Origin of the sequence: Kitasatospora sp. NPDC086801 (genome assembly GCF_044745805.1) — a bacterium.
Taxonomy (GTDB): Bacteria; Actinomycetota; Actinomycetes; order Streptomycetales; family Streptomycetaceae; genus Kitasatospora.
The window spans coordinates 1,726-26,840 of record NZ_JBIVAX010000031.1; the positions used below are offsets into that span (position 1 = coordinate 1,726).

The 25,115-nt window shown below is 75.7% G+C and carries 17 protein-coding genes; 4 read left to right on the forward strand and 13 right to left on the reverse strand.

Annotated features, from left to right (window positions below; all coding sequences use genetic code 11):
- Nucleotides 1-134: 134 nt before the first annotated feature.
- The 9 genes from ACIPLC_RS26985 to ACIPLC_RS27025 all read right to left on the reverse strand — a co-directional run bounded on the left by ACIPLC_RS26985 (nt 135) and on the right by ACIPLC_RS27025 (nt 16,465).
- Nucleotides 135-3,020, reverse strand: a complete 2,886-nt coding sequence (locus ACIPLC_RS26985; protein ID WP_400475601.1) for a condensation domain-containing protein — start codon at nt 3,018-3,020, stop codon at nt 135-137.
- Nucleotides 3,017-4,810 carry an amino acid adenylation domain-containing protein gene (locus tag ACIPLC_RS26990; protein WP_400475602.1) on the reverse strand — a complete coding sequence of 598 codons (1,794 nt, stop codon included), beginning with the start codon at nt 4,808-4,810 and terminating at the stop codon, nt 3,017-3,019. Before ACIPLC_RS26990 ends, ACIPLC_RS26985 begins: the two co-directional genes overlap by 4 nt.
- 74 nt (nt 4,811-4,884) lie before the next feature.
- Entirely contained in the window at nt 4,885-6,681 is a 1,797-nt protein-coding gene (locus ACIPLC_RS26995) for an AMP-binding protein (RefSeq protein ID WP_400475603.1), read from the reverse strand.
- A gap of 44 nt (nt 6,682-6,725) precedes the next feature.
- Nucleotides 6,726-7,901, reverse strand: coding sequence for an acyl-CoA dehydrogenase family protein (locus ACIPLC_RS27000; protein ID WP_400475604.1), 1,176 nt, complete (start codon nt 7,899-7,901; stop codon nt 6,726-6,728).
- Nucleotides 7,898-11,008, reverse strand: coding sequence for an amino acid adenylation domain-containing protein (locus ACIPLC_RS27005; RefSeq protein ID WP_400475605.1), 3,111 nt, complete (start codon nt 11,006-11,008; stop codon nt 7,898-7,900). Before ACIPLC_RS27005 ends, ACIPLC_RS27000 begins: the two co-directional genes overlap by 4 nt.
- A gap of 270 nt (nt 11,009-11,278) precedes the next feature.
- Nucleotides 11,279-12,550, reverse strand: a complete 1,272-nt coding sequence (locus ACIPLC_RS27010; protein ID WP_400475606.1) for a non-ribosomal peptide synthetase — start codon at nt 12,548-12,550, stop codon at nt 11,279-11,281.
- Nucleotides 12,551-12,748: 198 nt separating this feature from the next.
- Nucleotides 12,749-14,041: an MFS transporter gene (locus ACIPLC_RS27015; protein WP_400475607.1), complete on the reverse strand. Its 1,293-nt coding sequence runs from the start codon at nt 14,039-14,041 to the stop codon at nt 12,749-12,751.
- A 389-nt stretch (nt 14,042-14,430) separates the two neighbouring features.
- Nucleotides 14,431-15,519: a PP2C family protein-serine/threonine phosphatase gene (locus ACIPLC_RS27020; protein ID WP_400475608.1), complete on the reverse strand. Its 1,089-nt coding sequence runs from the start codon at nt 15,517-15,519 to the stop codon at nt 14,431-14,433.
- Nucleotides 15,520-15,811: 292 nt separating this feature from the next.
- Entirely contained in the window at nt 15,812-16,465 is a 654-nt protein-coding gene (locus tag ACIPLC_RS27025; RefSeq protein WP_400475609.1) for a maleylpyruvate isomerase family mycothiol-dependent enzyme, read from the reverse strand.
- Nucleotides 16,466-16,536: 71 nt separating this feature from the next.
- Here ACIPLC_RS27025 and ACIPLC_RS27030 point away from each other — a divergent pair, with 71 nt between their 5' ends.
- On the forward strand, nt 16,537-17,499 hold the full coding sequence (locus tag ACIPLC_RS27030) for a LysR family transcriptional regulator (protein WP_400475610.1): 963 nt from the start codon (nt 16,537-16,539) through the stop codon (nt 17,497-17,499).
- A gap of 33 nt (nt 17,500-17,532) precedes the next feature.
- Here ACIPLC_RS27030 and ACIPLC_RS27035 read toward each other — a convergent pair whose 3' ends face one another.
- From ACIPLC_RS27035 to ACIPLC_RS27045, 3 genes are all read right to left on the reverse strand, one after another.
- Complete coding sequence (locus tag ACIPLC_RS27035; protein WP_400475611.1) at nt 17,533-18,678, reverse strand: erythromycin esterase family protein; 1,146 nt, start codon at nt 18,676-18,678, stop codon at nt 17,533-17,535.
- Nucleotides 18,679-18,787: 109 nt separating this feature from the next.
- Nucleotides 18,788-19,660 (reverse strand): BTAD domain-containing putative transcriptional regulator, encoded by an 873-nt coding sequence (locus ACIPLC_RS27040; RefSeq protein ID WP_400475612.1) that lies wholly within the window; start codon nt 19,658-19,660, stop codon nt 18,788-18,790.
- Between the two features lie 235 nt (nt 19,661-19,895).
- The gene (locus ACIPLC_RS27045) at nt 19,896-20,549 is read right to left on the reverse strand and encodes a ScbR family autoregulator-binding transcription factor (protein ID WP_400475613.1); all 654 of its coding nucleotides are present in this window, start codon (nt 20,547-20,549) and stop codon (nt 19,896-19,898) included.
- A gap of 461 nt (nt 20,550-21,010) precedes the next feature.
- Between ACIPLC_RS27045 and ACIPLC_RS27050 the strand changes: the two genes are divergently transcribed.
- The 3 genes from ACIPLC_RS27050 (at nt 21,011) to ACIPLC_RS27060 (ending at nt 23,620) form a co-directional block, all read left to right on the forward strand.
- Nucleotides 21,011-22,015, forward strand: coding sequence for a ScbA/BarX family gamma-butyrolactone biosynthesis protein (locus tag ACIPLC_RS27050; protein WP_400475614.1), 1,005 nt, complete (start codon nt 21,011-21,013; stop codon nt 22,013-22,015).
- A gap of 247 nt (nt 22,016-22,262) precedes the next feature.
- Nucleotides 22,263-22,793, forward strand: a complete 531-nt coding sequence (locus tag ACIPLC_RS27055; RefSeq protein WP_400475615.1) for a DUF5959 family protein — start codon at nt 22,263-22,265, stop codon at nt 22,791-22,793.
- Between the two features lie 161 nt (nt 22,794-22,954).
- Nucleotides 22,955-23,620, forward strand: a complete 666-nt coding sequence (locus ACIPLC_RS27060) for a response regulator transcription factor (RefSeq protein WP_400475616.1) — start codon at nt 22,955-22,957, stop codon at nt 23,618-23,620.
- 45 nt (nt 23,621-23,665) lie between these two features.
- On the opposite strand, the gene ACIPLC_RS27065 is transcribed toward ACIPLC_RS27060, so the two are convergent.
- Entirely contained in the window at nt 23,666-25,030 is a 1,365-nt protein-coding gene (locus ACIPLC_RS27065; protein WP_400475617.1) for a sensor histidine kinase, read from the reverse strand.
- Nucleotides 25,031-25,115: the final 85 nt, after the last annotated feature.

Genomic DNA, 25,115 nt, shown 5'->3' on the forward strand with positions numbered 1-25,115 from the left:
CCCGGCCGGGCCAGGGGTGGTCGGGTGCGCCCCCGGGCCGTGTGCGGGGCCGCGTCATCATTTCGCCGGGGCGCCCCCCCGCGGGCGGGGGGGGCGGGCCGGGGGCCGCCCCCCACGACGCGGAGCGGTGCAGGTCAGCCGACCATCGCCGCCAGGACGGTGCGCCAGTCCTCGCCCGGCTCGGGGTTCAGCGGGGCGGCGAGGGTCTCGGCGCGGTAGTGCCAGGGGCGGCGGAGTTCGGGATCGGCGTCGGGGCGCAGGTCCAGCGGGCTGCCGGAGTCGAGCAGGCGTACGAGCTCGCCGGTGAAGTCCGCCCAGGAAACGTGCCCGTTGACGGCGTTGACGATCCGGCCGGCCGCCGGGTTGCCGTCGGCGACGCAGGCGGCGAGCGCGCGGGCCAGAGCGGCGGAGTGCACCCAGGCGGCGCCGTACCAGGTGGGGCGGTCGCCCGGGGCAGGGGCGGGCAGGGCGATCGGGTCGCCCGCCAGGGCGGCCTGGTAGAGGGCGCCGGTGGAGCCCCAGCGGAGCTGGTCGCGCAGGCGCTGGTGCGGGCCCCAGACGATCGGGGCGCGGACCACGGTGGCCGGGCCCCGGCCGGTGGCGGCGGCGTCGAACAGGATGCGCTCGCAGTCCAGCTTGGACTGTCCGTAGGGGCTGACCGGTGCGCCGGTCGGGCCGCCTTCGGGGATGTCGGTGCCGGACGGGCGGCCGTAGGCGTCGATGCTGCTGACGAAGACGAACGGGCCGCCGCGCCAGCCCTCGACCAGGGCGCGCATCGCGGCGAGGTCGACGGCGTGCTCGGTGAAGGTGCAGGCGGCGTGGATGACGGCGTCGACACCCTCGACCGCGCGGCGCAGGCTGTCGAGGTCGGCGAGGTCGCCCTCGGCCAGCTCGGCGCCGTGCAGGGCGGGCAGGTGGGCGGACTCGGGCCGGACCAGGGCCCGGACCGGGCGGCCCTGCGCCATCAGTTCCTGCAGGACGGCCGCGCCGACACCGCCGGTGGCACCGGTGAGCAGCACGGTGCCCGCGCGGGTGCGGCTGCTCGGGCGGGAGCCGGTGCGGGCGGGGGCCGCGCGGCGCTCGTCCTCGCGGGTGGCGAGCAGGGCGGCGAGGGCGCGCGGGGTGCGCTGTTCCAGCACGTCCAGGCCGGTGAGCGGCAGGCCGGTACTGGTGCGCAGGCGTTCGGCGAGTTGGACGGCGACCAGGGAGTGGCCGCCGAGGGCGAAGAAGTCGCCGTCGGCGGGCGGAGTGGTGCCGAGCAGCTCGCCGAACACCGTCCGGACGGTGTCGAGCGGGCCGGACCGCTCGGGGGCGGTCGGGGTGGCGCCGGGCAGCCGGCCGCGGTCCGGGGTGCCGTCGGCGTGGCGGGGCAGCCGGTCCAGCAGGGTGACGGCGGCGGGCAGGTGGGCGGGGGCGAGGTGGCGGCGCAGTGCTGCGCGCAGTTCGACGCCGGTCGGGGCGACCGGGCCGCGCACCACGGCGTAGGCGAGCGGCGGGCCGTCAGCGGTCTCGACGACGGCCGCCTCGACCACCCGGGGGTCGGCCGACAGCGCGGCGAGGGCCGGGTGCCGGGCGGTGGCCAGGTGGGTGCCGGGGAGTGCGGAGAGGGGCCGGTCAGGGTCGGTGGCGACGGCGGCGAGCAGGTCCGCGAAGGCGGTGAGCAGTTGCTCGGCGGTGGTCTCGTCGAGGGCGTCCCGGTCGTGCTGGACCAGGCAGCGCGGCTGCGGGCCGTCCTCGACCAGCAGGGCGAGGCCGAACTTGGCCAGTCCCAGGTCGAGTTCGACGTTCTCGGCGGTGAGGCCGGGCAGCGTGAGCGGCTCGGCGGGGTGGACGAGGTCGCAGCTGACGGACAGCAGCGGGGTGCCGTCGGCGCCGCGGGCCGCCGCGCCGAGCTGTTCGACGATCAGGTCGAAGGGGATCTCGTGGTGCTGCTGCGCGTCGAGCAGCGCGGCCCGGACGTGTCCGAGCACCTCGGTGAAGGACGGGTCGCCGGCCAGGTCGGCGCGCACCGCGAGGGTGTTGACGCCGAGGCCGACGGTGCGGCGCAGTTCGGGCCGCAGGCGCTGGCCGCTGGCGCAGCCGAGGGTGAGGTCGGCCTGGTCGGCGGCGGTGCGCAGGGTGGCGAAGGCGGCGGCCAGGACGACGGCGAACAGGGTGGCGCCGTGCCGGGCGCCGAGTCGGCGCAGGCCCTCCACGGTGGCGGGGGCGAGCGGGGCGGTGTTCAGGGCGGCCCGGCGCTCGCGCGCCCCGGGCGGGGTGGGCCGCAGCAGCGGCAGCGGGCGGGCGCCGGCCAGGTGCCGGGCGCGGGTGTCGGCGGCGCTGGTGAGTTCGGCGTCGCGGGCGCGCTCCTGGCGGGCGTACTCGGCGTACGACGGTCCGGGCGGCGGGAGTTGGGGCGCCACGCCGTCACGGGCGGCGGCGTAGAGGGCGGCCAGGTCGGCGGCGAGGACGGGCAGGGAGCCGCCGTCGACGGCGATGTGGTGGATGTTCAGGAGCAGGGTGTGGTCCTGCGGGCCGTGCCGGAGCAGCAGGGCGCGCAGGACCGGACCGGTGGCGAGGTCGAAGGGGCGGGCGGCCTCGGCGGCGAGCAGGGCGGGGGCGTTGTTCCCGGCGCCGTTCTCCCAGGTGGCGTCCACCGTGCGCAGCGACACCGGGGTGACCGGGTCGATCTGCTGGTGGGGCTGGTCGCCCTGGCGGCCGTAGCGGGTGCGCAGGACGGCGTGGCGCTCGGTGAGGCCGGTGAGGGCGGTGGCGAGGGCGGCGGGGTCGAGCGGTCCGCGCAGGCGGGTGGCGAGCGGGACGTTGTAGAGCGCGCCGCCCTGGCCGAGGTGGTCCATCAGCCACATCCGCTGCTGGGCGTGCGAGAGCGGGGCGGGGCCGACCGGGCCGTCGCCCTGGCCGGCTGGCGCGCTCTGCGGGCCCGCCGGGCGCCCGCCCGCGGCGGGGCGGTTGCGGCGGGCGCGGCGCAGCAGGTCGGCCTGGTCGGCGGTCTGGTCGACGGCCGGGTGCTCGGCGGTCATCGGGTGGCTCCTTGCGGGGTGTCGTCGTGTGCGGCGCGCAGGGCTCGTTCGAGCAGGTCGGCCTGGCCGGCGACGGTGGGGTGGCCGAGGAAGTCGGCGAGCGAGAGTTCGACGCCGAGGTCCTCGCGGAGGTCGTCGACGACCCACATGGCGAGCAGCGAGTGGCCGCCCTCGGCGAGGAAGTCGGCGGCCGGGTCGGTGATCGGGCGTTCCAGGGCGCGGGTCCAGGCCCCGGCGACGGCTTGCTGGATCGGGGTGAGGGCGGCGGCGGTGCCGGGCCCGTCGGCGGCCGGGTCGCTGGTGGCGGCGAGGGCGCGGCGGTCGATCTTGCCGGTGCCGGTCAGCGGCAGGGCGTCGAGTACGGTCCAGGCGGTGGGCACCAGGTGGGCGGGCAGCCGGTCGGCGAGCCGGGTGCGGAGGGTCTCGACGGCCGGTCGGCTGCCGTCGGCGAGGACCAGGCAGGCGGTCAGCGCGGCGTCGGTGTGGCCGGGCCGGCGGACCACGACGGCCGCCTCCGCGACCTCGGGGAACTGCAGCAGCGCGTGCTCGACCTCGCCGGGTTCGATCCGGAAGCCGCGGACCTTCACCTGGTCGTCGGTGCGGCCGTGGAACTCCAGTGCGCCGTCGGGGCGTTGGCGGACGAGGTCGCCGCTGCGGTAGGCGCGCCCGGCGCCGGGCAGGTCGCGGAAGCGCTCGGTGGTCAGCTCCGGCCGGTTCAGGTAGCCCTGGGCGAGCCGGCCGCCGGAGATCCACAGTTCGCCGACGGTGCCGGGCGGCACCGGCATGAGCTCCTGGTCGAGGACGAGGGTGCGGGCGCCGCCGAAGGGCCGGCCGATCGGGACCGGGCCGGTGGTGCAGTCGGCCGGGGTGATCCGGTGCAGGGTGGTGAAGGTGGTGGCCTCGGTCGGCCCGTAGACGTTGAAGAGTTCGAGCCAGGGGAAGGCGCGCAGCACCGCCCCGGCGTACTCGGGCGACAGGGCCTCGCCGCCGACGGCCAGGGTGCGCAGCACGCCGAAGATCCGGGACTGCCGGGCGGCCAGGTGGTGGAAGAGGGCGGTGGTGATGAACACGGTGGTGACGCCGAACCGCTCGACGTCGCGGACGAGCTCCTCGGCGGTGGGCCGGTCGGACGGCGAGACGGCGACGGCGGCGCCGCGGGCCAGCGGGCCCCACAGCTCGAAGGTGGAGGCGTCGAAGCTGACCGTGGAGTGGAAGAGCACTCGGTCGCGGGGGCCGAGCGTGAACGCGTCGGGGGCGGTGACCAGGTCCGCGACGGCGCTGTGCGGGACGATGACGCCCTTGGGCCGGCCGGTGGAGCCCGAGGTGTAGAAGAGCAGGGCGGGCGCGGCCGGTTCGGCGGCGTGGGCGCCGTGCTCGCCCGGGGCAAGGGGCTCGGCCAGGACGAGGGTCGAGGTCAGCGCGAGGATCTGCTCCTCGGCGAGTCCGGCGTCGGCGAGCAGCGTCTTGTCGCCGAGGACGAGCCGGACTCCGGCGTCCCCGGTCATCTCGACGATGCGCTGGCGCGGGTAGGCCGGGTCGAGCGGGACGACGTGGGCGCCGGTCCGCCAGATCGCGAGCTGGGCGACGACCAGGCGGGTGGAGCGGACGCAGAGCAGGCCGACGGCGCTGCCGGGGCCGATCCCCCGATCGGTCAGGATGGCGGCCAGTCGGGCCGAGGCGTCGAGGAGTTGACGGTACGTCAGGACGGTGGAGCCGTCGGTCACGGCGAGGGCGTCGGGGCGCTCCTGGGCGTGCCGGGCGATCAGGTCCGGGAGGGTCGCGGTGGGCATGGTGGTTCCCTTCCGGGCGCCCCGGCCACGAACGGCCGGGGCGCCCTGCGCAGGTCGTACGGGCGGGCGGGCGGTCAGACGGCGGCGGCGGCGGTCGGCTGCCGCTCCGCCACCAGCCGGGCGACGGCCCGCAGGTCGGGCTGGCGCAGCACCAGGGGCGCGCGCAGCCGCACCCCGCACTCCTCCTCCAGGGCCTCCAGCAGCCGTGCGGCGGCGAGCGAGTTGCCGCCCGCGGCGAGGAAGTTGTCGGCGGGCCCGATGTCGGCGCGGCCGAGCAGGTCGCGGCACAGGCGCAGCACGGTGCGCTCGGTGGGCGTGGCGCCCTCCTCCGCCGCGACCGGCTCGTCCGCCGTCGGGGCGAGGAGCAGGGCGGCGCGGTCGACCTTGCCGTTGGCGTCCAGCGGGAAGGTGTCGACCAGCCGGACGGCCGACGGGACGGCCTGCTCGGGCAGCCACGGCCGGACCGCCGCCAGCAGGTCGTCGGCGCCACCCGCCGAGGGCCCCGCGACGGTCTGGACGAAGGCGAGCAGCCGGACGCCGCCGGTCGGCGCCGGGGCGGCGGCCACCACGGCCCGGCGCACCCGCGGGTCGCGCTCGAACGCGGCCTCGACCTCGGCGGGTTCGACCCGGACGCCGCTGACCTTGACCTGGTCGTCGAGCCGGCCGTGGAACTCCAGCACGCCGTCGGCGCGCATCACGACCCGGTCGCCGCTGCGGTAGACCCGGTCGATGCCGTCCACGCCGGGCGGCACGCCGACGAAGCGGCGGGCGGTCAGCTCGGGGTCGAGGTAGCCGGCGGCCAGTCCCCGGCCACCGATGCGCAGTTCGCCGGCCTGGCCGCGCGGCACCGGCCGGCCGTCCTCGTCGGTGACCAGGACGACCGCGCCCGGGACGGGCAGCCCGATCGGCGGTGCGCCGGCGCCGTGGTCGAGGCCGGGCGCCATGGTGTGCACGGTGGTGGTGACGGTGGCCTCGGCGGGACCGTAGGCGTTGTGGACGGCCGCGGTGACGTCCGGGCCGGGGGCGCGGCGCAGCCGGTCGCCGCCGATGGTGAGGTGGCGCAGCCCCAGCCCGGCCGGCCAGGGGCGCGCCAGGATCGGTTCGGCGAGCGGGGTGGGCAGGATGCTGACGGTGACGCCGGCCTCGCGCCACCAGTCGGTGAGCGCGCCCGGGTCCCAGCGGACGGCCTCGGGGGCGATGGCGAGCGCGGCGCCGGAGGTGAGGGTGGCCCACAGTTCCATGACGTGCGGGTCGAAGGACACGCCGATCAGCAGGCTGTGCCGCTCGCCGGGACCGAGGCCGGTCAGCTCGCGGTACCACTGGAGCAGCGCGCCGAGGGCGGGTTCGCCGACGGCGACGGCCTTGGGGGTGCCGGTCGAGCCGGAGGTGAGCACCGCGTAGTGGGTGCCGGCGGGCACCCGGACCTGCTCGCCGGGGACGAACGCGGCGACCACGTCGGCGGTCGGGTCCAGGTCGAGCGCCAGCTGCTCGCCGCCGAAAGGCAGCCCGGCCGGGTCGCCGACCAGGCAGGCGGGCCGCAGCTGCTCGGCGACGGCCTGGAGCCGGCGCTCGCCGGGGCGCGGGCCGAGCGGCAGGTGGACGGCCCCGAGCTTGGCGGTGGCGAGGGTGACGGCGGCCAGGGCGGCGGAGTGGCCGAGGCAGACGCCGACCAGGTCGCCGGGGCGGACCCGGTCGCGCAGCGCCGCGGCCACCGTGTCGGCGAGGCGGTCGAGTTGGGCGTAGCTGTAGGTGCGGGCGCCGTCGATCAGGGCGGGCGCGTCCGGGGTCCGGTGCACCCAGGTGGCGAACAGGTCGAGGACCGCGCCGTCCTGGTGCGGGCGACCGTATTCGATGCTTAGGGTTTCCATCATCGTCTCCAGGTGGTTCAGGCCGTTGACAGGCCGTTGACGGACCGTCAGTTCAGGCCCATGGAGCGGGCGATGATCACCTTCTGGACCTCGGAGGTCCCCTCGATGATCGTGGTCATCCGCACGTAGCGGTACAGGAACTCCAGCGGGTGGCCGCGCACCCAGCCGGTGGCGCCGTGCACCTGGAGCGAGCGGTCCACCGCGCGCACGGCGGTCTCGGAGGCGGTGAGCTTGGCGAGCGCCGCGTTCTCCGGCGCCTCGGTGCCGTCGTCGACCAGCCGGGCGCAGGCGAGGGTGAGCAGCTTGGAGGACTCCACCTCGGCCCGGGTGGCCACCAGGTGCTCCTGGACGTGCTGGTACTCGCCGATCACCTTGCCGAAGGCGCGCCGCTCGCGGGCGTACTCGACGCCGATGCGCAGCGCGTACTCGGCGATGCCGTTGCACATCGCGGCGACGACCAGGCGCCCCCGGGAGAGGCTGTCCATGGCGAGGGCGGTGGCCGCGCCGACGCCCTCCTCGCCGCCGATCACGGCATCGTCGGAGACGGTGACCTCGTCGAGCAGCAGCTCGAACAGCGGCTCGCCGGACATGCCCTCGTAGCGCTGGCCGATCCGCAGGCCCGGCTGGTCGATCGGGAGGACGAAGGCGGTGGCGCCGGCGGTGGGCCCGGCGCCCTCGCCGAGGTCGGTGGCGGTGACGACGAGCACCAGGCCGGCCCGGTCGGCGTTGCTGACGAAGGTCTTGCGGCCGTTCAGCACCCAGCCGTCGGCGGTGCGCACGGCGGTGGTGGTGAGGCGGAACGCGTCGGAGCCGGCGTGCGGCTCGGTGAGGGCGAGGCAGCGGGTCTGCTCGCCGCGCACCAGCGGCACGAGGTGGCGCTCGATCTGCTCGGGGGTGCCGTGCCGCAGCAGCGGGCTGGGGCCGTCGGAGCCGGCCAGGGCGTACGGCGCGAGCGTGCAGCCGCTGCGCCCGGCGGCGTGGTGCAGCAGGACGACGGCGGTGAACGGCATGTCGGCGCCGCCGAGTTCCTCGGGGTAGTCACCGGCGTAGAAGCCGAGCGCGGCGGAGCGCTTGCGGACGTAGGCGCGCAGTTCGGCCGGCACCTCGTCGGCGGTCTCGGGCAGTTCGGCGGCCAGCGGGACGAGCTCGCGGCGGACGAAACTCTCGAAGGCCTCGACGAGTTCGCGGTGGCCGTCTTCGAGGACGGCGGAGGGGGCGGTCATGCGCGGTCTGCCTTTCCGGGGTGCTGGCCGGTGAGAGCGCTGGCCTGGTCGGCCAGGACGGCGTGGCGGAACAGGGTGCGCAGCGGCGGGCGGCTGCCGAGGTGCGGCTCCAGCCAGGCGGCGAGCTGGGCGGCGAGCAGCGAGTGGCCGCCGACCTCGAAGAAGTGGGACTCGGCGGTGAAGCGGTCGTGGCCGAGCACCTCGCGCCAGGCGGCGGCGATCAGTTCCTGGCCGGGGTCGGCGAAGGTGCTCTCCGCGGCCGGGGCGGCCTCCTCGGCGGGGGCCTGGTCGGCGAGCCGGGCGAGGGCGACGCGGTCGGGCTTGCCGCCGGGCAGGGTGGGCATCGTCTCGACGGCCGTCCAGGTGGCGGGGACGAGCCCGCCGGGCAGCCGCTGGGCGAGGGCCGCGTGCAGGGCGGCCTGGTCGGGGCGGTCGGCGCCTTCCAGGAAGCCGACCAGGCGCGGGCCGGCCTGCGGGTCGGCGTGCAGGACCACCGCGCAGGAGCGGCCGCCGAGTTCGGCGGAGGCGGCGGCCTCGATCTCCTCCAGTTCGATCCGGTGGCCGCGCAGCTTGACCTGGTTGTCGGCGCGGCCGAGGAAGCGCAGCCGGCCGCGCAGGTCGCGGTAGCCGCGGTCGCCGGTGCGGTAGACGCGCTCGCCGCCGAGGGCGGGCACGGTGACGAAGCGGGCCGCGGTCGGCTCCGGCAGGCCGAGGTAGCCGTCGGCCAACAGGGCTCCGCTGACGGCGAGTTCGCCGACGCAGCCGGCCGGGAGCGGGCGCAGCGCCTCGTCCAGGACGTGCAGGCGCACGCCGTCCAGTTCGGCGCCGAGCGGGATCTCGCCGTCCTCGGCCACGTCGTCGGCGGTGACCTCGTACACGGTGGAGGTGACGGTGGCCTCCGTGACGCCGTAGGCGTTCAGCACGGTGGTGGCCTCGGTCAGGTCGGCCAGCGCGCGGGCGGGCAGGCGCTCGCCGCCGAGGACGAGCAGCCGGGGCGCCCAGCGGCCGTCGCGCAGCGCCTCGTGCAGGTCCTCGCGGACGGCGAGGAGGTAGCTGGTCGGCAGGTTCGCGACGGTGACGCCGCGGGCGGCGAGCACGGCGACGAGTTCGGGCCCGGTGGGCACTTCGCGCTGCGGCACGACCAGGGCGGCGCCGGCGGCCAGCGCGGGCAGCACCTCCTCCAGCGCCACGTCGAAGGACGGGCGGGCGAACAGCAGCACCCGGTCGGCGGGGGTCAGTTCGTAGCGGGCGGCGATCGCGGCGACGTACCCGGCGAGCGCGTCGCGGCCGACCAGGACGGGCTTGGGGACGCCGGTGGAACCGGAGGTGTGGATCAGGTAGGCGGCGCCGTCCAGCACGGCGGCGGGCTCGGCCTTGGGGAAGGCCGGGCCGTCCAGCAGCGCCGGGGTGACGCCCTCGGCGGGCAGGGCGAGCGCGCTCTGCCGGGTGGCCAGCACCAGGGCCGGGGCCAGCCGGTCCAGCAGCAGGCCGAGCCGGGCGGCCGGGTCCTCGGCGGACAGCGGCGCGTACACGGCGCCGTACCGCAGGCAGGCGAGCAGGGCGACGACGCTGTCCACGCCGCGCGGCAGCACGGCGGCGACCGGCTGGCCGGGGGTGACGCCGGCGGCGCGCAGGCGTTCGGCCAGCTGGGTGACGCGGCGGTCGAGCTCGCCGTAGCTGATGCGCTCGGTGCCGGCGATCATCGCGATGGCCGTGGGGTCGTGGGCGGCGGCCGGGTCGAGGCCGGCCCGGGTGACGGCGGTGGCGGGTTCGGCGGCCGGGGCGGGGTCGAGCGCGGCGAGCGCGGCCTCGGGCCGGTCGAGGTAGCAGCGCAGCAGCTGGAGCAGGCGCTCGGCCAGCAGGGTGGCCTCGGCCTCGCCGAAGAGGTCGGCGTCGTAGTCCCAGACCAGGGTCATCCCGGCGGTGCCGTGCTTCTCGCCGACCACCCGGCGGTCGTCGGGCAGCAGCACCAGGTCGAGGTCGAAGCGGGTGGTGCCGGTGTTGAAGCCCTCGTACAGCGAGACTTCGAGACCGGGCGCCTGGACGTCCGGCAGCGCCGCGTCGTGCGCGCTGAACATCACGTTGAACAGCGGGTTGTCGGCGCCGCCGGTGTGCAGGCCGAGCCGGCGGGTCAGCTCCTGGACCGGCAGGTCCTGGTACGGCAGGGCGCGCAGCAGGACGTCGGTCACCTCGTCGACGGCCTCGGTGCCGGGGGCGGCCGGGTCCAGCCGCAGGTGCAGCGGCACGGTGTTCACGAACATGCCGACGGTGCCCTCGAAGCCCGCCGGGCGGTTGCCGACGGCGGTGCCGACGACGAGTTCGCGGTGGCCGGAGTGCCGGCGCAGCAGTTCGGCGAAGAGCGCGAGCAGGGTGCTGAACGGGGTGTGCCCGTCCTCCTTGCTGCGGGCGCGCAGCCGCTCGGCCAGGTCGGCGCCGATCGCCTGGCGCATCTGGCCGCCGCGGTGGCGGCGCACCGCGCCGGGGTTGGCCAGCCCGGGCAGGGTGACCTCGCGCGGGGCGTCGGTCAGCTCCCGCAGCCAGAAGGCGAGCGCGCGCTCGCGGGCGTCCGGGTCGACGGCCGTGCGGGCGTGCTGCTCGTACGAGGGGGCCTCGGGCAGCTGGTAGGGCTCGCCGAGGACGTGGGCGCGGTAGACGGTGAACAGGTCGCGCAGCAGGATCGCGAAGGAGTGGCCGTCGTGGACGAGGTGGTGCTCGACGTGGATCAGCCGGTGGTGGTCCGTGCCGAGGCGCACCAGGTGCCAGCGCAGCACCGGCGCCTTCTCGGTGTCCACCGGCTCCTCGGCCTCGGCGGCCAGCAGCTCGCGGAAGGCGGCCTCCGGGTCGGCCTCGGCGGCGAAGTCGCTGCGGCGCAGCGTCGGTTCGCAGTGCTCGGCGACCCGCTGGCCGGGCAGGCCCTCCGGGCGGGCGACCAGCTCCAGGCGCAGGCCCGGGTGGTGCGCGAGGACGGCGGCCAGTCCGGCGTGCAGCGCGTCCTCGTCGAGGGTGCCCCAGAGGTCGAGCACGGCGGTGAAGTTGTACGCACGACTGCCGGGCAGCATCTGCTCGTGCAGCCAGACGATCTCCTGCGAGGAGGAGAGCGCAAACATCGGTGACTCCCTTGTGTGGTGGGCGTGTTGGCACTGCGGTGGCGGGGCGGGCATGGATGGCCCGGCCCCTGGTTCCGGGCGCGCCGGGATGGTGGCGCGACCCGGCGGTCGGGTATGGGGGCTCGGTGGCGGCTTCGCTCCGGGGCGGGTCAGGCGTCCGGATCGGACGTCCGGTGCAGGTCCGGGACGGCTTCGGGTCGGATCGGGTCCGGATCCGACGTTCGAATCAGGCGTCCGGATCAGGCGTCCGAATCTGGCGTCCGGAGCGGGTCAGGCCGGCCGCAGGTGGCGGCGCAACGTGGCGAGCAGGTCGTCGAAGGCGGCATGGGCGGCGTCCTCGGGGAACCGTTCGCGGTCCCAGGCGAGGCGCACCAGCAGGTCGTCGCCGTGCGAGGCGGCGACCGCGAGCGGCGCGGCGAGTGGCCGCCCGGCCAGGTGGGTCTCCCGGCCGGGCACGCCGCCGAACACCAGCGGCGGGCGGCGGTGCAGGTCCTCCAGGGTGAGCATGCCGTCCAGGGCGCCCGTCCACGGGGCGCCCGCCGTCCGGGCGGCCCGGACCACCTCGTCGAACGGGGTGTCGGCGTGGTCGAGGTCGTCCCACCAGGCGTCGGCGAGGTCGTCCAGGGCGGTGTCCGCGCCTGGTGCGGCGGGGTGCACCAGGGTGTTGAGGAAGCAGCCGAGCGCGGCGGGCGTACCGGTCGGGCGGCCGCCCCACGGGTAGCCGAGGGCGAGCTGCCCGTCGGTCGGGTGCAGCCGGTGCGCGGCGGCCGCGGTGGCGTCCAGCAGGGCGGGGAAGAAGGCGGTGCGGGCGGCCCCTTCGGCGGCGGGCAGGCGGTGGCTGAGCATGCCGGTGGACCCGGCCGCTCCCCCGCCCGTCCCGGTGACGCCGCCGAGCCGGCGGCCCCAGTAGGCGTCAGCGACGGGGCCTGCGGCGGCGTCCTCGGCGGCCAGTTGCCGTTCGACGGCCTCCCGGTAGACCGTCAGGGCGGCCTGGTCGGGGGCGACGGCTTCCTGGGCACGGTCGTCCCGGGCGTAGGCGTCGGTGAGGTCGGTGGTCAGGATGCCGAGCGACTGCTCGTCGCAGGCGGCGTGGTCCACCGCGACGGCGAGCAGTTCCTCCTCGCCGTCCGGCTCCCGGGCCACCAGCAGGCGCAGCGCGGGCCCGTCGGCGGGCCAGTCCAGCAGCGCCTCGCGCAGGGCGGAGCGGGCGGTGCTGTCGGGGGCGACGGCGATCCGCGCGGCTTCGGCCGAGGGGGCGCCGACCCGCAGGACGGGCGTGCCGCGCACGGTCCCGAAGCCGCCGCACAGCGCAGGGTGCCGGGCGGCCGTCGCGGCGGCGGCGCGGACCAGCCGGGGCAGGTCGAGGGTGCCGCGCGGGTAGGCGAAGAACAGCGGGACGACGTCGGGGCGGCCCTGCGGCGCGAGCCTGCGGGTGATCAGGAAGCGCCGTTGGGCGCCGGTGAGCGGGAGCAGGTCCACCGGGGAGTCGGCGGCGGCGGAACGGTACCGGGCGAGGTAGGCGGCGGTGATGCTGGCGTGCACGGAACGGTCTCCGGTTTCCGGTCTCGGTTCGGTTCTGTTCGGACGTCAGGCGACGGGGCTCGTCGGGCGGCAGGGCTCGTTGGGTGGCCGGGATCGTTGGGTGGCCGGGCTCGTTGGGTGGCCGGATTCGTCAGGCGGCGGGGCTCGTCGGGCGACGGGGTTCGTCAGACAGCGTGGCTCGTCGGGTGGCCGGATTCGTCAGGCGGCGGGGCTCGCGGCGGGCTCCTCCCCGGCCATGGCGGCGGTGCCGGCCGGGAGGTCCCGCAGCCGGCGCAGCGGCGACAGCAGCAGCGGCACCGGGACGAGCAGGAAGCCCGCCGCGCACAGCCACAGCGCGGCGCGCGGCCCGGCCGCGTCGGCGACGGTGCCGCCGACCAGCGCACCGATCGGCAGCGTGCCCCAGACCAGGAAGCGCATGGTGGCGTTCATCCGGCCGAGCAGCTCCGGCGGGCACAGGCTCTGCCGGAAGCTCACCTGGGCGACGTTGTAGGCCACCGCGCCGAACAGCACCACCGCCGAGGCGATCCCGAACAGCACCACGCCCGCGCCCCGGCCCGACAGCGGCCAGAGCAGCGCGAACGGCGCCGTCACCACGGTGGCGAGCCAGATCAGCCGGGCCTGGCCGAGCCACGCCGCCAGCTTCCCCGCGCACAGCGCCCCGGCCAGGCCGCCGACGGCGGAGGCCGACAGCAGCAGGCCGATGGCACCCGGCGCGAGGTCGAGCACCCGCACCCAGAACACCGTCTGCACGGCCGCCAACACGGCGGCGAACAGGTTGGACACGGCGGTGGCGGCGGCGATCGCCCGCAGCAGCCGGTGCCCGAGCACGAAGCGCACGCCCTCGGCGACCTCGGCGCGCAGCGAGCGCCCGGGCGCGGGCTCCGGTTGGGGCTCCTCGACCCGGATCCGGGCGAGCAGCAGCGCGGAGGCCAGGTAGCCGCAGGCGTCCGCCACGATGGCGAGTGACGCGCCGAGCAACTGGACCAGGCCGCCGCCGAGCCCGGGCCCGACGATCTGCGCCGAGGAGCGGACCGTCTCGATCGCGCCGTTGCCCCCGACCAGTTGCTCGCGCGGCAGGACGGACGGCAGGAAGGACTGGTGGGCGACGTCGAAGAAGACCGTCGCCACCCCGGTGACCAGCGCCACCAGGTAGAGCTGGGCCATGGTCAGCACGCCGAGCGCGGCGGCCGGCGGGATCGACCCGACGGCGAGGCAGCGCACCACGTCGGCGCGGATCAGCACCGGGAGCTTGCGCATCCGGTCCAGCCAGGCGCCGGCCGGCAGGCCGACCAGCAGGAACGCGGCGGTCTCGGCGGCGGTCAGCAGACCGACCTCGAAGGGCGTGGCATCGAGCACCACCACCGCCACCAACGGCAGTGCGACCAGGGTCACCTGACTGCCCGTCTGGGCCGTCGCGGCTCCGGTGAGCAGGAGTCGGAAGTCGCGGTGGCCGAGCAGGCGGTTGCGGCGGGGGCTTGGCGTCTCGTTCATCAGTGCGACTTTCGGTCACCAAATCGCTACCCGGCAAGCATCGCGTCCGTTTCCGGACGAACCACGGGTCGGCCGGTTCGCGCCACTCCCGCGACCTGCCCTTACGGCTCCCATACGGCCGAGCACGCTCCCGCCGGGACGCCCGCGCAGCCCGCCGACCAGGGACGGACCGCTCACACGGCCACCCGGGGCGCGGCAGGCTCCGCACGTCCAATTCGCCGTCCGCTATGCGGGCATTCGCATTCCGGCCACCGGACGCTGTCACTCAACTTGGCCGGATCATGCGAAACACTGACTGCCCGTCACCTGATCGTGATATCAGCCGCGCCGCGGGCCGCCGTGGAAAGAAGCACCCACCGCCGCAAACGGACCGGCCCGGGCCCCGCCGCTCAGTCCGCCGCCCGGTAGGTCACCGCCAGGACCGCCATGTCGTCGTCCCGCGGCCCGCCCGTCCACCGCTCCACGTCCGCCACCAGCGCGTCGACGACCTCCTGCGGGCCGTCGAACGGACCGAGCGGGCCCAGGGCGAGCAGCGGATCGTAGAACTCCCCGGCCGCGTTCCGGGCCTCCGTCACCCCGTCGGTCACCAGCAGCAGCGTGCACCCCGGCGGGAACGGCCGGGTCTCCGGCACCGGCCGGGCCACGCCCAGCATGCCCATCCCGAGCGGCAGCCCCGGGTCGGCGGCGTCCAGCCGGCGCACCGCGTCCGGGCCGCCCAGCAGGTACGGCCCCGGGTGTCCGCAGTCGAGCGTGCGCACGACGTCCTCGCCCGGCGGGAACTCGACCAGCAGCGCCGTGATGAACCCCTCCAGCCGCACCTCCTCGGCCAGCAGCGTGCTCTCCCGGGCGAGCGCCCGCTCCAGCCCGTCGGCCAGCGCCGCGAGGTCGGGCGCGCGGTGGGCGTCCTCGCGGAACGCGCCGAGCAGCAGCGACACCGCGCCGACCGCCTGCAGCCCCTTGCCCCGCACGTCCGCGATCAGCACCCGCACGCCGTACGGGGTCGCCTGCAGCGCGTACGCGTCGCCGCCGATCAGCGCCTCGGTCTGCGCCGCCCGGTAGCAGGCGGCGACCGACAGCCGGCCCGCCCGCGCGGGCGGCTCGGGCAGCACCGCCCGCTGGGCGGCCTCGGCCACCGACCGCACCTGCGCCAGCTGCTTCCCGTGCCGGGCGACGACCTGGTTGACCCAGACCCCGAGCAGTGCGGCGAAGGCCGTGTTCACCAGCTCCAGATAGCCGTCCTGGGTGCCGATCGAGCCGTCCCGCACGGCCAGCACGAGGATGCCGGTCACATTGGCGGCGCCCACCGCGAGGGTGTCCCGCAGCGTCAGCAGCGCGCCGGTCAGGACGGCGGCCGCCGCGAGGAGCGGGTCACCCCAGTAGTCGGTCGGATCCAGGGAGTTCCAGACGAGCCCGCCGACGATCAGCAACCACGGCGCGCACCGCACGTACGGCGGCCACTGCGCGGACCTCGGGGCCATCGGAGACCTTGCTTCCCGGCTCGCCATCTATCCGGAATGGGTGATTCCGATCCTAGCCACCCCGGCCCGCCCCCGCGCGCGCCCGACTGCGCCCGACTGTGCCCGACTGCGCCCGACTGCGCCCGACTGCGCCGCGGGGAGCGAACCGCGCGGTGGCGCCCCTCGGCCACCGGGGCCGTGGCCGGGGCCGGGGCGGGGCCGTGGCCGGGGCCGTGGGTCAGCCCGGTGATCTGCTCCGGCACCCGCACGGCGCTCCCGCCGACGGCCGGGCACACGAGAGCGGACGCGCCCGCTACCCGTCCAGGGTGAACCGCCCCGCGCCCGGGCCGGTGAGGAGGCCGGGCGGCAGCCGGCGCCCGTAGGTGAGCAGCAGGAGGTGTTCGGCCCGGCCCTCCACCACGGCCGGGCCCTCGCCGTACGCCCAGGCGGTGTCGGCGGCCCGCAGGTGGACGCCGTCGAGTCGGGCACCGAAGAAGCGCAGGCTGCGGCGGGAGACGGTGGCGAGCAGGGCGGTGACCCGAGGCAGCGGTAGGCGCGAGGGCAGGCCGAGCGCGGTGGTGATGTCGAGGCCGTGCACGACGTCGTGGGCGAGGGCGGCGATCCGGCCGCCGACCGGGGGGCGCCAGGGGTGTTCGGCGTGGTCGGCGAGAGCAGCGGCGAGTTGGCGGTCGGTGAGGGCGGCGGCGTCGCGGCGCGCCACCCGGTCGGTCATCCGGTGGAGGGAGCCGCCGGCCCGCATGAGGTCCGCAAGACTGCGGGCGGTGGAGTGGCGGAAGCCGGTGCTCATGTGGGCGGCGACCTCGCGAACGCGCCAACCTGCGCACAGCGAAGGGGAGTTCCACTGGTCCCGGGAGAAGGTGGTGAACACCTCGGCGAGTTCCCGGCGTTCGGCCGCGATCTGCTCGCGGACCCAGTCGACGGCCTGGTCGTGCTGCACGGTTCCCATGCCTCCAGCCTGCGGCCGGGACCCTCCGGACGTCCAAGACCGGGGAGTTCTTCCACCTATCATCAGAAGTTATGGAACTCCGGCAGCTCCAGTACTTCGTCACCGTGGCCCAGCAGGGCAGCTTCACCCGCGCCGCCGAGCTGCTGCACCTCACCCAGCCCGGGGTCAGCGCCCAGATCCGGCAGCTGGAGAAGGAGTTGGGCCACCGGCTGCTGGACCGCGGCGGGCGCGGCGTCCGGCTCACCCCGGTCGGCGAGGCGGTGCTCCCACACGCGCGGGCGGCGCTCGCCTCCGCCGCGGCGGCGCGGCAGACGGCGCAGGACTTCGGCGGACTGCGGCGCGGGCACGTCCGGCTCGGGCTGGTCTCCGGGGCAGCCCTGGGTCCTGTCCCGCCAGCCGGGGCGGACGACCTCCCCGGACTCGCCACCACGCTCGCCGCGTTCCGCCGCGACCACCCGGGCATCGACCTCTCGCTGGCCGAGGACGGTACCGCGCGGATGCTCAGCGCCCTGCGCGAGGGGCGGTTGGACCTCGCCGTGATCGGCCTGCCCACCACCGCGAGCGGACGGGACGACGACGACGGCTGGCGGACGCTGGCCGGGCTCGCCCTGCACACCGTGCTGGAAGCCCCGCTGGTCGCCGCCTTCACCGGGCACCACCCGCTGGCCGGCGGACCGGACGGCCCCCTGCCGGTCGCCGCACTGGCCGGGCACGCCCTGGTGAGCACCCCGCGCGGCACCGGCCTGCGGACGGCACTGGAGCAGGCCCTGGCCGCGGCCGGGGCACGCCCCACGGTCGCGGTCGAGGCGGCCGCCCCACCGCAGCTGGCCGAACTCGCCGCGCACGGGCTGGGCGTGGCCGTGCTGCCGGATCCGCCGCCCGCCGCCGGGCTGCGGATCCGGCCGCTCACCGACCCCGTCCCGCTGGTGCGGATCGCGCTGGCCTGGCCGACCGGCCGCCCCACCGCGCCGCCCACGGCCGCGCTCCTGGGCCACTTGCGGACGTCCTATCCGGGCCCGGGGGCCCGCACCTGACGCTGCCGGGGGTCCGTCCTCCGCAGGCCGCCGTCAGAGCGCGGCGGCGGCGGTGCCGTCGCCGATGTGCAGGACCGCGTCGGCCCCGTCGAGGACCACCCGGTCGAGCGGGAAGTAGCCCTGCTCCGGCGTGGTGTCGGTGCGCGTCCGGCCATCGGCGGCCGCACCGGGCTCGACCAGTCCCCAGGTGGCGGCCCCGCGCTGGAGCGCGCCCTCGTGGGTGTCCGGCTCGGGCTCCTGGAGCCCGACGGCCGCGCTGCGGCCCAGGCTGCCGGGGACGAAGGTGTACGGCTCGTCCAGGGAGTTCAGGATGGCGCCGACGCCGCTCCAGGTGAGCGTCAGGTCCGCCAGCCGCATGGTGCTCGGCTGCCGTTGCAGGTGGAGGTTGTGGGCGAAGACGAGGGTCCCCCCTCGGCGGGCCTCGCCGCCGCGGATGTCGAGGAGGTTCTGGGCCATGAGCACGTCCCGGGTGCCGAGGAGGCCGGACAGCCGGGCGCCCGGCTCCAGGCGCTCGGCCGACTGCCGGTGGTAGCGAAGCAGACCGAGGCCGGCGGTGAGGTGCGTCCTGGCCCTGAGCCACTCGGCGCGCGAGGTCGCCGCGACCAGTTCCGGGGCCCGCGCGTACAGCAGGGTGAGCAGGTCGTCGGCGACCGTCCGCAGCTTCTCCGCCTCGGCGGAGGCGCCGGGCGACATCTCCGGGTCCAGGACCGCCTCGGGGCGGCTCCAGCGCTGGTCGTCGCCGACCAGGCCGGCGAGGTCGAGGTCGAGCCCGAGGTAGTCGCGGGCGTGTTCGAGGTAGCGTCGCGGGCTGGGTGCGCTGGTGCTCTCCGTCTGCACGTCGAAGCCGTGGAAGGCCAGGCGGTCCGCCGGCGGCCGGCTCCGGTTGTACTCGCGCATCCAGGCGACCAGCCGCCGGTTGGCGTCCAGCTCTCCGAAGCCGTGGGAGAAGCCCTCGCCCATCACCGAGTCGAGGGTGCCCACCCCCTCCAGGACGAAGTCGTTCACGGCGAGCGCGGCCACCCGGTCGGTTTCGAGGGCGATCGACCGGAAGCCACGGTCGGCCAGTTGGGCGAACAGCTCGTTGCGGATCCGCGCGAAGGCCGGTTCCCGGTGGGTGGGTTCACCGAGCGCCAGCAGTGCACATGCCGAAGGGACGAGGTCTCGCAGGTCCTGACTCATGACCCTCAAGCGTATCCCCGAAAGCACAGTTGAGACTTTTCCTACTCCAGTCCTGCTCCAGTCCGACTCCAACGGCTCCAACGGCTCGACGGCTCGACGGCTCGACGGCTCAGCCGACGCGGGTGAGCCGGGTGGTCCGGGACGGGGTCGGATCGGTGGGGGCGACGGGGGTGGCGGGGGTGGCGGCGCGGTCGGGCTCGGGGCGCTCGGGGCTCGCGAGCAGGATGGAGCGCTGTAGCCGTCGCAGCCCGGCCGAGGGTTCCATGCCCAACTCCCGTACCAGGGTGTTGCGCAGGCGCTGGTAGGCCTCCAGGGCTTCGCCCCGTCGGCCGGAGCGGTGCAGGGCGATCATGTACTGGCCGTGCAGGCTCTCGTGGGTGCGGTAGCGGTCGACCAGGACGGTGAGTTCGGCGAGCAGGACGCGGTGGCGGCCCAGCCGCAGGTCGGCCTCGATCCGCTGATCCAGCGCGCAGAGCCGGGTCTCCTCCAACCGCTTGGCCTCGACGGCGAGTTGACCGCCGAGCGGGACGTCGGCGAACGCCGGACCGCGCCACAGGCCGAGCGCCTCACCCAACTGGCGGGCGGCGAGCGGGAAGTCGCCGCCGTCCATGGCCCGGTAGCCGAGGCCCGCGAGGCGGTCGAACTCCTGGAGGTCGACCAGTCCGCCGCCGCTGTCGAGCCGGTAGCCGCCGGGCGAGGTCACCAGGACGTCCTTGGCTCCGCACGCTCCTCCGGCGTCATCGCGGTGGGCGAGCGCCCGGTCGATGAGGTCGCGCAGTTGGAGGACGTAGGTCTGGACGGTGGTGCGCGCGCTGCGTGGCGGATGGCCGGACCACAGTTCCTCCGCGAGGACGCCCGCCGAGATGACCTGGTCGGCACGCAGGGCCAGCAGGGCGAGCACTTGCCGTGGTTTCGGCGCCGAAGGCACCACCGACACCCCGCACACCTGGACCCCCAAGGCCCCCAACACCCGGATCTCCATGACGTCCACCCCAATCCAGACGGATCGGCGACCCCGACGGCCACCGGCCGGCCGGTGCCGCGGCTACCGCACAGCCGAGCACCAGGTGCTCATCCAAAAACAGGACGGACGGTTTGTCAATACAAAACCGAACGAGCTGTTTGTTTTTGAACGGACCACCGAGCTCCGGACTGCGGTGACCAACCGAACGGACCGCCGCCGCGAGTGCCGCCGCGTCAGCCCCGGGCGCAAGCCGTCAGGCGCCACCAGCACGGGCCGCCGCCAGTTCGGCCACCACCCGCTCACCACGGTCCGCCCCCAGATCCAGCGTGGCCAGCACCCCGGGCACCGCGATGCTCGGCATCACGTGCCGGTACAGCACGGCCACCCGACGCTCCAGATCCGCCCGGCCGGACATCTTCTGGGACTGGATCTGCACGCCCGTCCAAGCCCCGGTCACCAGCCACGCCGTCTCGGCCGGCAACACGTGCGGCAGCAGCTCGCCCCGCTCGCCGGCCGCCGTCAGCACCGCCTCCAGCCGGGCGATCCACCCGGGCGTGGCACCGCCGCTGAGGTCGCCGAACACGTCCTGGCCGAGGGAGAGCCGCGCGCCCGCGCTCAACAGCGGGTCACGCGGCATGAGATGCGCGACGACCATCCCCAGGTCGACGAACTCCTGGAGCTTGCACTGCCGTTCGGGGATCTCGTCCTGGCCGAACTGCTCCTCCACGACGCCCTGCGCGAGTTCCCGCTTCGATGCGAAGTGGAAGTACACCGCGCCCCGGGTCACACCCGCGCGGGCGACCACCTCGCCGATCGTCGCCCCCTCGTACCCGTACTCGTCGAAGACCGAGGCCGCCGCCTCCAGGATCAGCCGCCGCGTCCGGATCGCCCGTTCCTGCCGCACCACCGCAACCACCCCGCCCGAACCGCTCGGCAAACAAAACCAAACACCCCGTATCTTACCCGCCGGTCAACCGGCGATCCCTCGCCCCCAGGTCACCTGCACCCGCCTTCGAGTGAAGGAAAACCGCGTAGACGGTACGGGTCGGGAAAGCGACCACCGCCCCTCCTCCGACCGACAGAGCCGGAATCCATCCCCTCACTTCCGGCCGCACCCCACCGGAACCGACCCGCCATGATAATGCACCTGTCACCCCGCTCTTGGGGATTCCTTTGCAGGCCAGGCGGCATCCACCCCAGGCTCGGCCCACCCGGCCGACCGTCGCACGGCACCCGGAGCGACCAGGAGGCCACGCTCGACCGCCAACGAACCTTCGTTCGGGCTCCTTGAAAACCAAACCGGAAGGTACGTATCTTACGAGCCCTGAGCAGCCCACCCCGCCCGTCACGGCCTTCCGGAGCGCTCCCATGACCCTGCTTGCCTACCGCGCCCCCGCCATCTCCCGCGCCGCCGGCGCGGACCACGGCACCACCCCCGGCCGCAGTGCCGGACCGGCCGTGCCGACCGGCCCGGCACTGCGCCTGACCAGCACCGTTGCCAAGGAGTACGTCCACCGGGCCTGCCACGCCGAGGTCTTCCTCACCGGCAGCGAGCAGCTGAACGAGACGACCTTCGCCGTCACCGCACAGTGGCCGCGCGCCCACACGTTCTTCACCACTCCCGACGGCACCCGGCACGACCCGATCCAGGCCGCTGAAACGATCCGCCAAGCCGGGCTCTACCTCGCGCACACCCAGTTCGGCGTCCCACTCGACCACAAGTTCATGATGTGGAACCTCGACTACACCACCCGCCCCCGCCAGCTGCTCATCGGCGCGGCACCCACCGACCTCACCATCGAAGCCAGACTCGTCCCACAACCGCGCCGGACCGGCACCACCGTCGACTTCACCCTCAGCACCGTCGTCCGGCGCGGCGCCCACCTCGCCGCCACCGGCCACGCCCGGTTCACCACCGTGCCGGACTCCACCTACCGGCGGCTGCGCGGGGCACGCCGCGAGGCCGACCCGGCACCCGCCGTCTCCGGCGAGCCGCTGACTCCGGGCCGAGTGGGCCGGATCCGCCCCTGCGACGTCGTCCTGTCCCCGGCCGACGCGCCCGGGACCTGGCACCTCACCCCCGACCCCTGGCACCCGATCCTCTTCGACCACGCCAACGACCACATCCCCGGCATGGTCCTGCTGGAGGCCGCCCGCCAGGCCACCAACGCGCTCACCTCACCGGCCACCGTCCTCCCGGCCTCCGCCGCGACCACCTACCACCGGTACGCCGAGCACGACGCCCCCACCACGATCACCGCCCGGCACACCCCCGGTGACGACCCGGACGCCCTCACCACCACCGTCACCGGCCACCAGAACGGCGAGCCGATCTTCACCACCGTCCTCACCGGTTACGCCGACCAGCGCTGACCGACGCTGACCGTCGCTGACCGGCACCGGCGGGCCCCCGCCGGTTCGCACCGGCCCTGACCAGCGCCGACCCCAGCCCTGACCAGCTTTGACCGGTGGCCGCTCGCCACCCCGCCCGGCCCGTCCGACCTCCCCGGTCGGCCGGGCCGTCGGCACGTCGAGGACGAACCCCTCCCACGGACTGGCACCAGGCGAACACCTGCGCGAGGATGTCACCCCTTGGATTCGCAGTGACCAGGAGTGCACCGTGCGTGAAGTCGCTTCGCATCAGAACGAGTTGATCAGACTGACGGACCGCCCCGGCACCGATGACGCCACCGGCCACGAGGGGCGCACCGGCGGCCGGAGCGTACGGGTACGGGTGCTGGGGCGGCACGCACCGGGCTCCCTGCTCGGCCACGACTGGCTGGACTGCGAGATCACCGTCACCGCCGACTCGGCCCGCGGGCAGTTCGTCACGCTGGTGACGGAACGTCAATTGCAGCAGTGGGAAGCCGCCCTGGAGCGACTGGCGCGGCGCGAGGCGGTGCGCTGGCTGGACGAGGAGCACGGCCCCGAACTACGGATCGAGCCCGGGCGGCCCGGCGGGCTCCGGGTGACCGTCTCCGACGCCGAGGACTCCGGCGTCACCCTCCGGGTCGTCCTGTCCCCCGCACCCGGCTGGCTGGACGAGCAGCGCGCCCTGCTCGAACTCGTCCGGGACGCCTACCCGCCCGAGGTCGTCGAGGTCGCACCCGGCGTCCACGCCTGGCGCGGGCGGCAGGGAACCCAGCACTGATGAATCGTCAGAATCCTTGCGGTGAACGGTCCGACGCCCGGCGCGGCGAGCGGCCGGGCAGGGCGGGCGGGAGGAACAGCAACAGGGCGGCGCGGTCGGTCAGAGCGGCAGCATGACCGTCCGGCGATGGCGGCGGCCCGGCCGCCCCCGATAATGGCAACATGATCGACAAGCAGCTCCGTGTCGTCCTCGCCGAGGACTCGGTGATCCTCCGGGACGGCATGGTCGAACTCCTCACCGCGCGCGGCTGCGCCGTGGTCGCCACCGCCGGGACGGCCCCCGAACTGGTCGCCGCCGTAGCCGAGCACCGGCCCGATGTGGCCGTGGTCGACATCCGGATGCCGCCCAGCCACACCGACGAGGGCATCCGCGCCGCCGTCGAGCTCCGTTCCACCGCGCCCGGGGTCGGCATCCTGGTCTTCTCCCAGCACGTCGAGACCGCCTGGGCGGCCCGGCTGCTCGCCGGTGGCGCCGCCGGAATCGGCTACCTGCTGAAGGAACGCGTCGCCCGCACCTCGGAGTTCGTCGACGCCCTGCACCGGGTCGCCGGCGGCGGCACGGTGCTCGACCCGGAGATCGTCAACAGCCTGATGCACGGCGGGCGGCGCAGCCGGGTCGACGCGCTCACCCCACGCGAACGGGAGGTGCTGGAACTGATGGCGCAGGGCCACTCCAACCGCTCGATCGCCGGGCTGCTCGTGGTCTCGGAGCGGGCGGTGGAGAAGCACGTCGCCGCCGTCTTCACCAAGTTCGACCTGCCGGCGACCGACGCCGACAACCGGCGGGTGAAGGCCGTCCTCACCTACCTCGCCGAGAACGGCACCTGAGCCGGGAGCAGCGGGTGCCGTGAGCGGCCGCGCCGCGGCCACCCGTCACAGGCTGCTCGGCAGTTCGGCGGTGACCGTCGTCGGCCCGCCCGGTGGGCTGTCCACCCGCAGTACCCCGTCCACCGCCGCGAGCCGCTCGGCCAGGCCCGCCAGGCCCGAGCCGGAGCCCGCGCCGGAGCCCGAGCCCGAACCGGCACCCGGAGCAGAGCCCGAACCGGAGCCCCCGCCCGGCGCGGCGCCCCCGCGGCCGTCGTCGCGCACCGTCAACCGCACCCGGCCGTCGGCTGCGCTCGCCGTCAGCTCCGCCGCCGCCGCGCCACTGTGCTTGGCGACGTTGGTCAGCAACTCGGCCGCGCAGAAGTAGACGGCCTGCTCGATCGCCTCGTCCGGCCGCTCCCGCAGGTCCAGCCGTACCGTGACCGGCACCGGCGCGGTGGCGGTGAGCCCGGGCAGCGCCTGGGCGAGGCCGCCGTCCAGCGCCACCGGGTGGATGCCCCGGGTGAGCCGGCGCAGTTCCGCGATGGTGTCGTCGGTCTGTCGGCGGGCCCGGTCGACCAGGGTGCGCAGGCGCTCGGCGTCCGGAGCGCCGCTCGGGCCGGGCTGGGCGGCCCGCTCGGGCTGGGCCTCGCTGACGGCCCCGCTGACGGCATCACCGGCGGCCTCACCGGCGGCCTCGCCGAGGGCGTCGTCGGCCAGCGAGAGGGTGATGGCGAGCGCGACCAGCTGTGCCTGCGTCCCGTCGTGCAGATCGCGTTCGAGGCGGCGCAGCCGGTCGGTGTTCTCGGCGAGCAGGGTGGCCCGGGCGGTCTCCAGCTCGCGCACCCGCTGCTGCGACCGCACCGGTCCGAGCAGCAGCCGGGCGAGGCCCCGGTTGGCCGCGCTCACCGCCCGCAGGGCCGCCGGCACCGCCGCCAGTACGGCGAGCCCGGCCGGGGCCCCGGCCACGTCCAGCCAGCCGACCGGTCGCGGCCCGGGCTCCAGCAGGCGCACCCACAGCGGGAAGCCGACCAGCCAGACACAGCTGAGCGGCAGCCCGACGGCGACCAGGAAGCCGAGCACCCCGAGTGGCAGCCGCAGCAGCAGGTAGAGCAGCGCCCGCCAGGCCACCGGATCGGTCAGCACCGCCCGGCCCCGGGCGATCGCCCCGGACGGCCGGGGCAGCGCCCCCGGCCCAGGCACCGGCTCACCGAGCAGCCGCCCGACCAGTCTCCGGTGCAGCCCGCCCAACCCGCGCGCCCCGGCCAGGGCGGCCACCACGAACGGCAGCCCGAGCACGGTGAGCGAGAGCAACGCCCCGGCATAGAGGACGGCCACGGCGTAGACCCCGCCGAGCACGCCGAGCGGCAGCCCGAGCAGCGCGAAGGCCAACTCGCCACCGCGCACCGACAGATACCGCCGCCGCTCAGCCACCGTCCGCCTCACCACTCCCGCTCACCGCACTCGCCGCCCTCACCGCACTCGCCGCCCTCACCGTGCTCACCGCCCCGACGGCCCA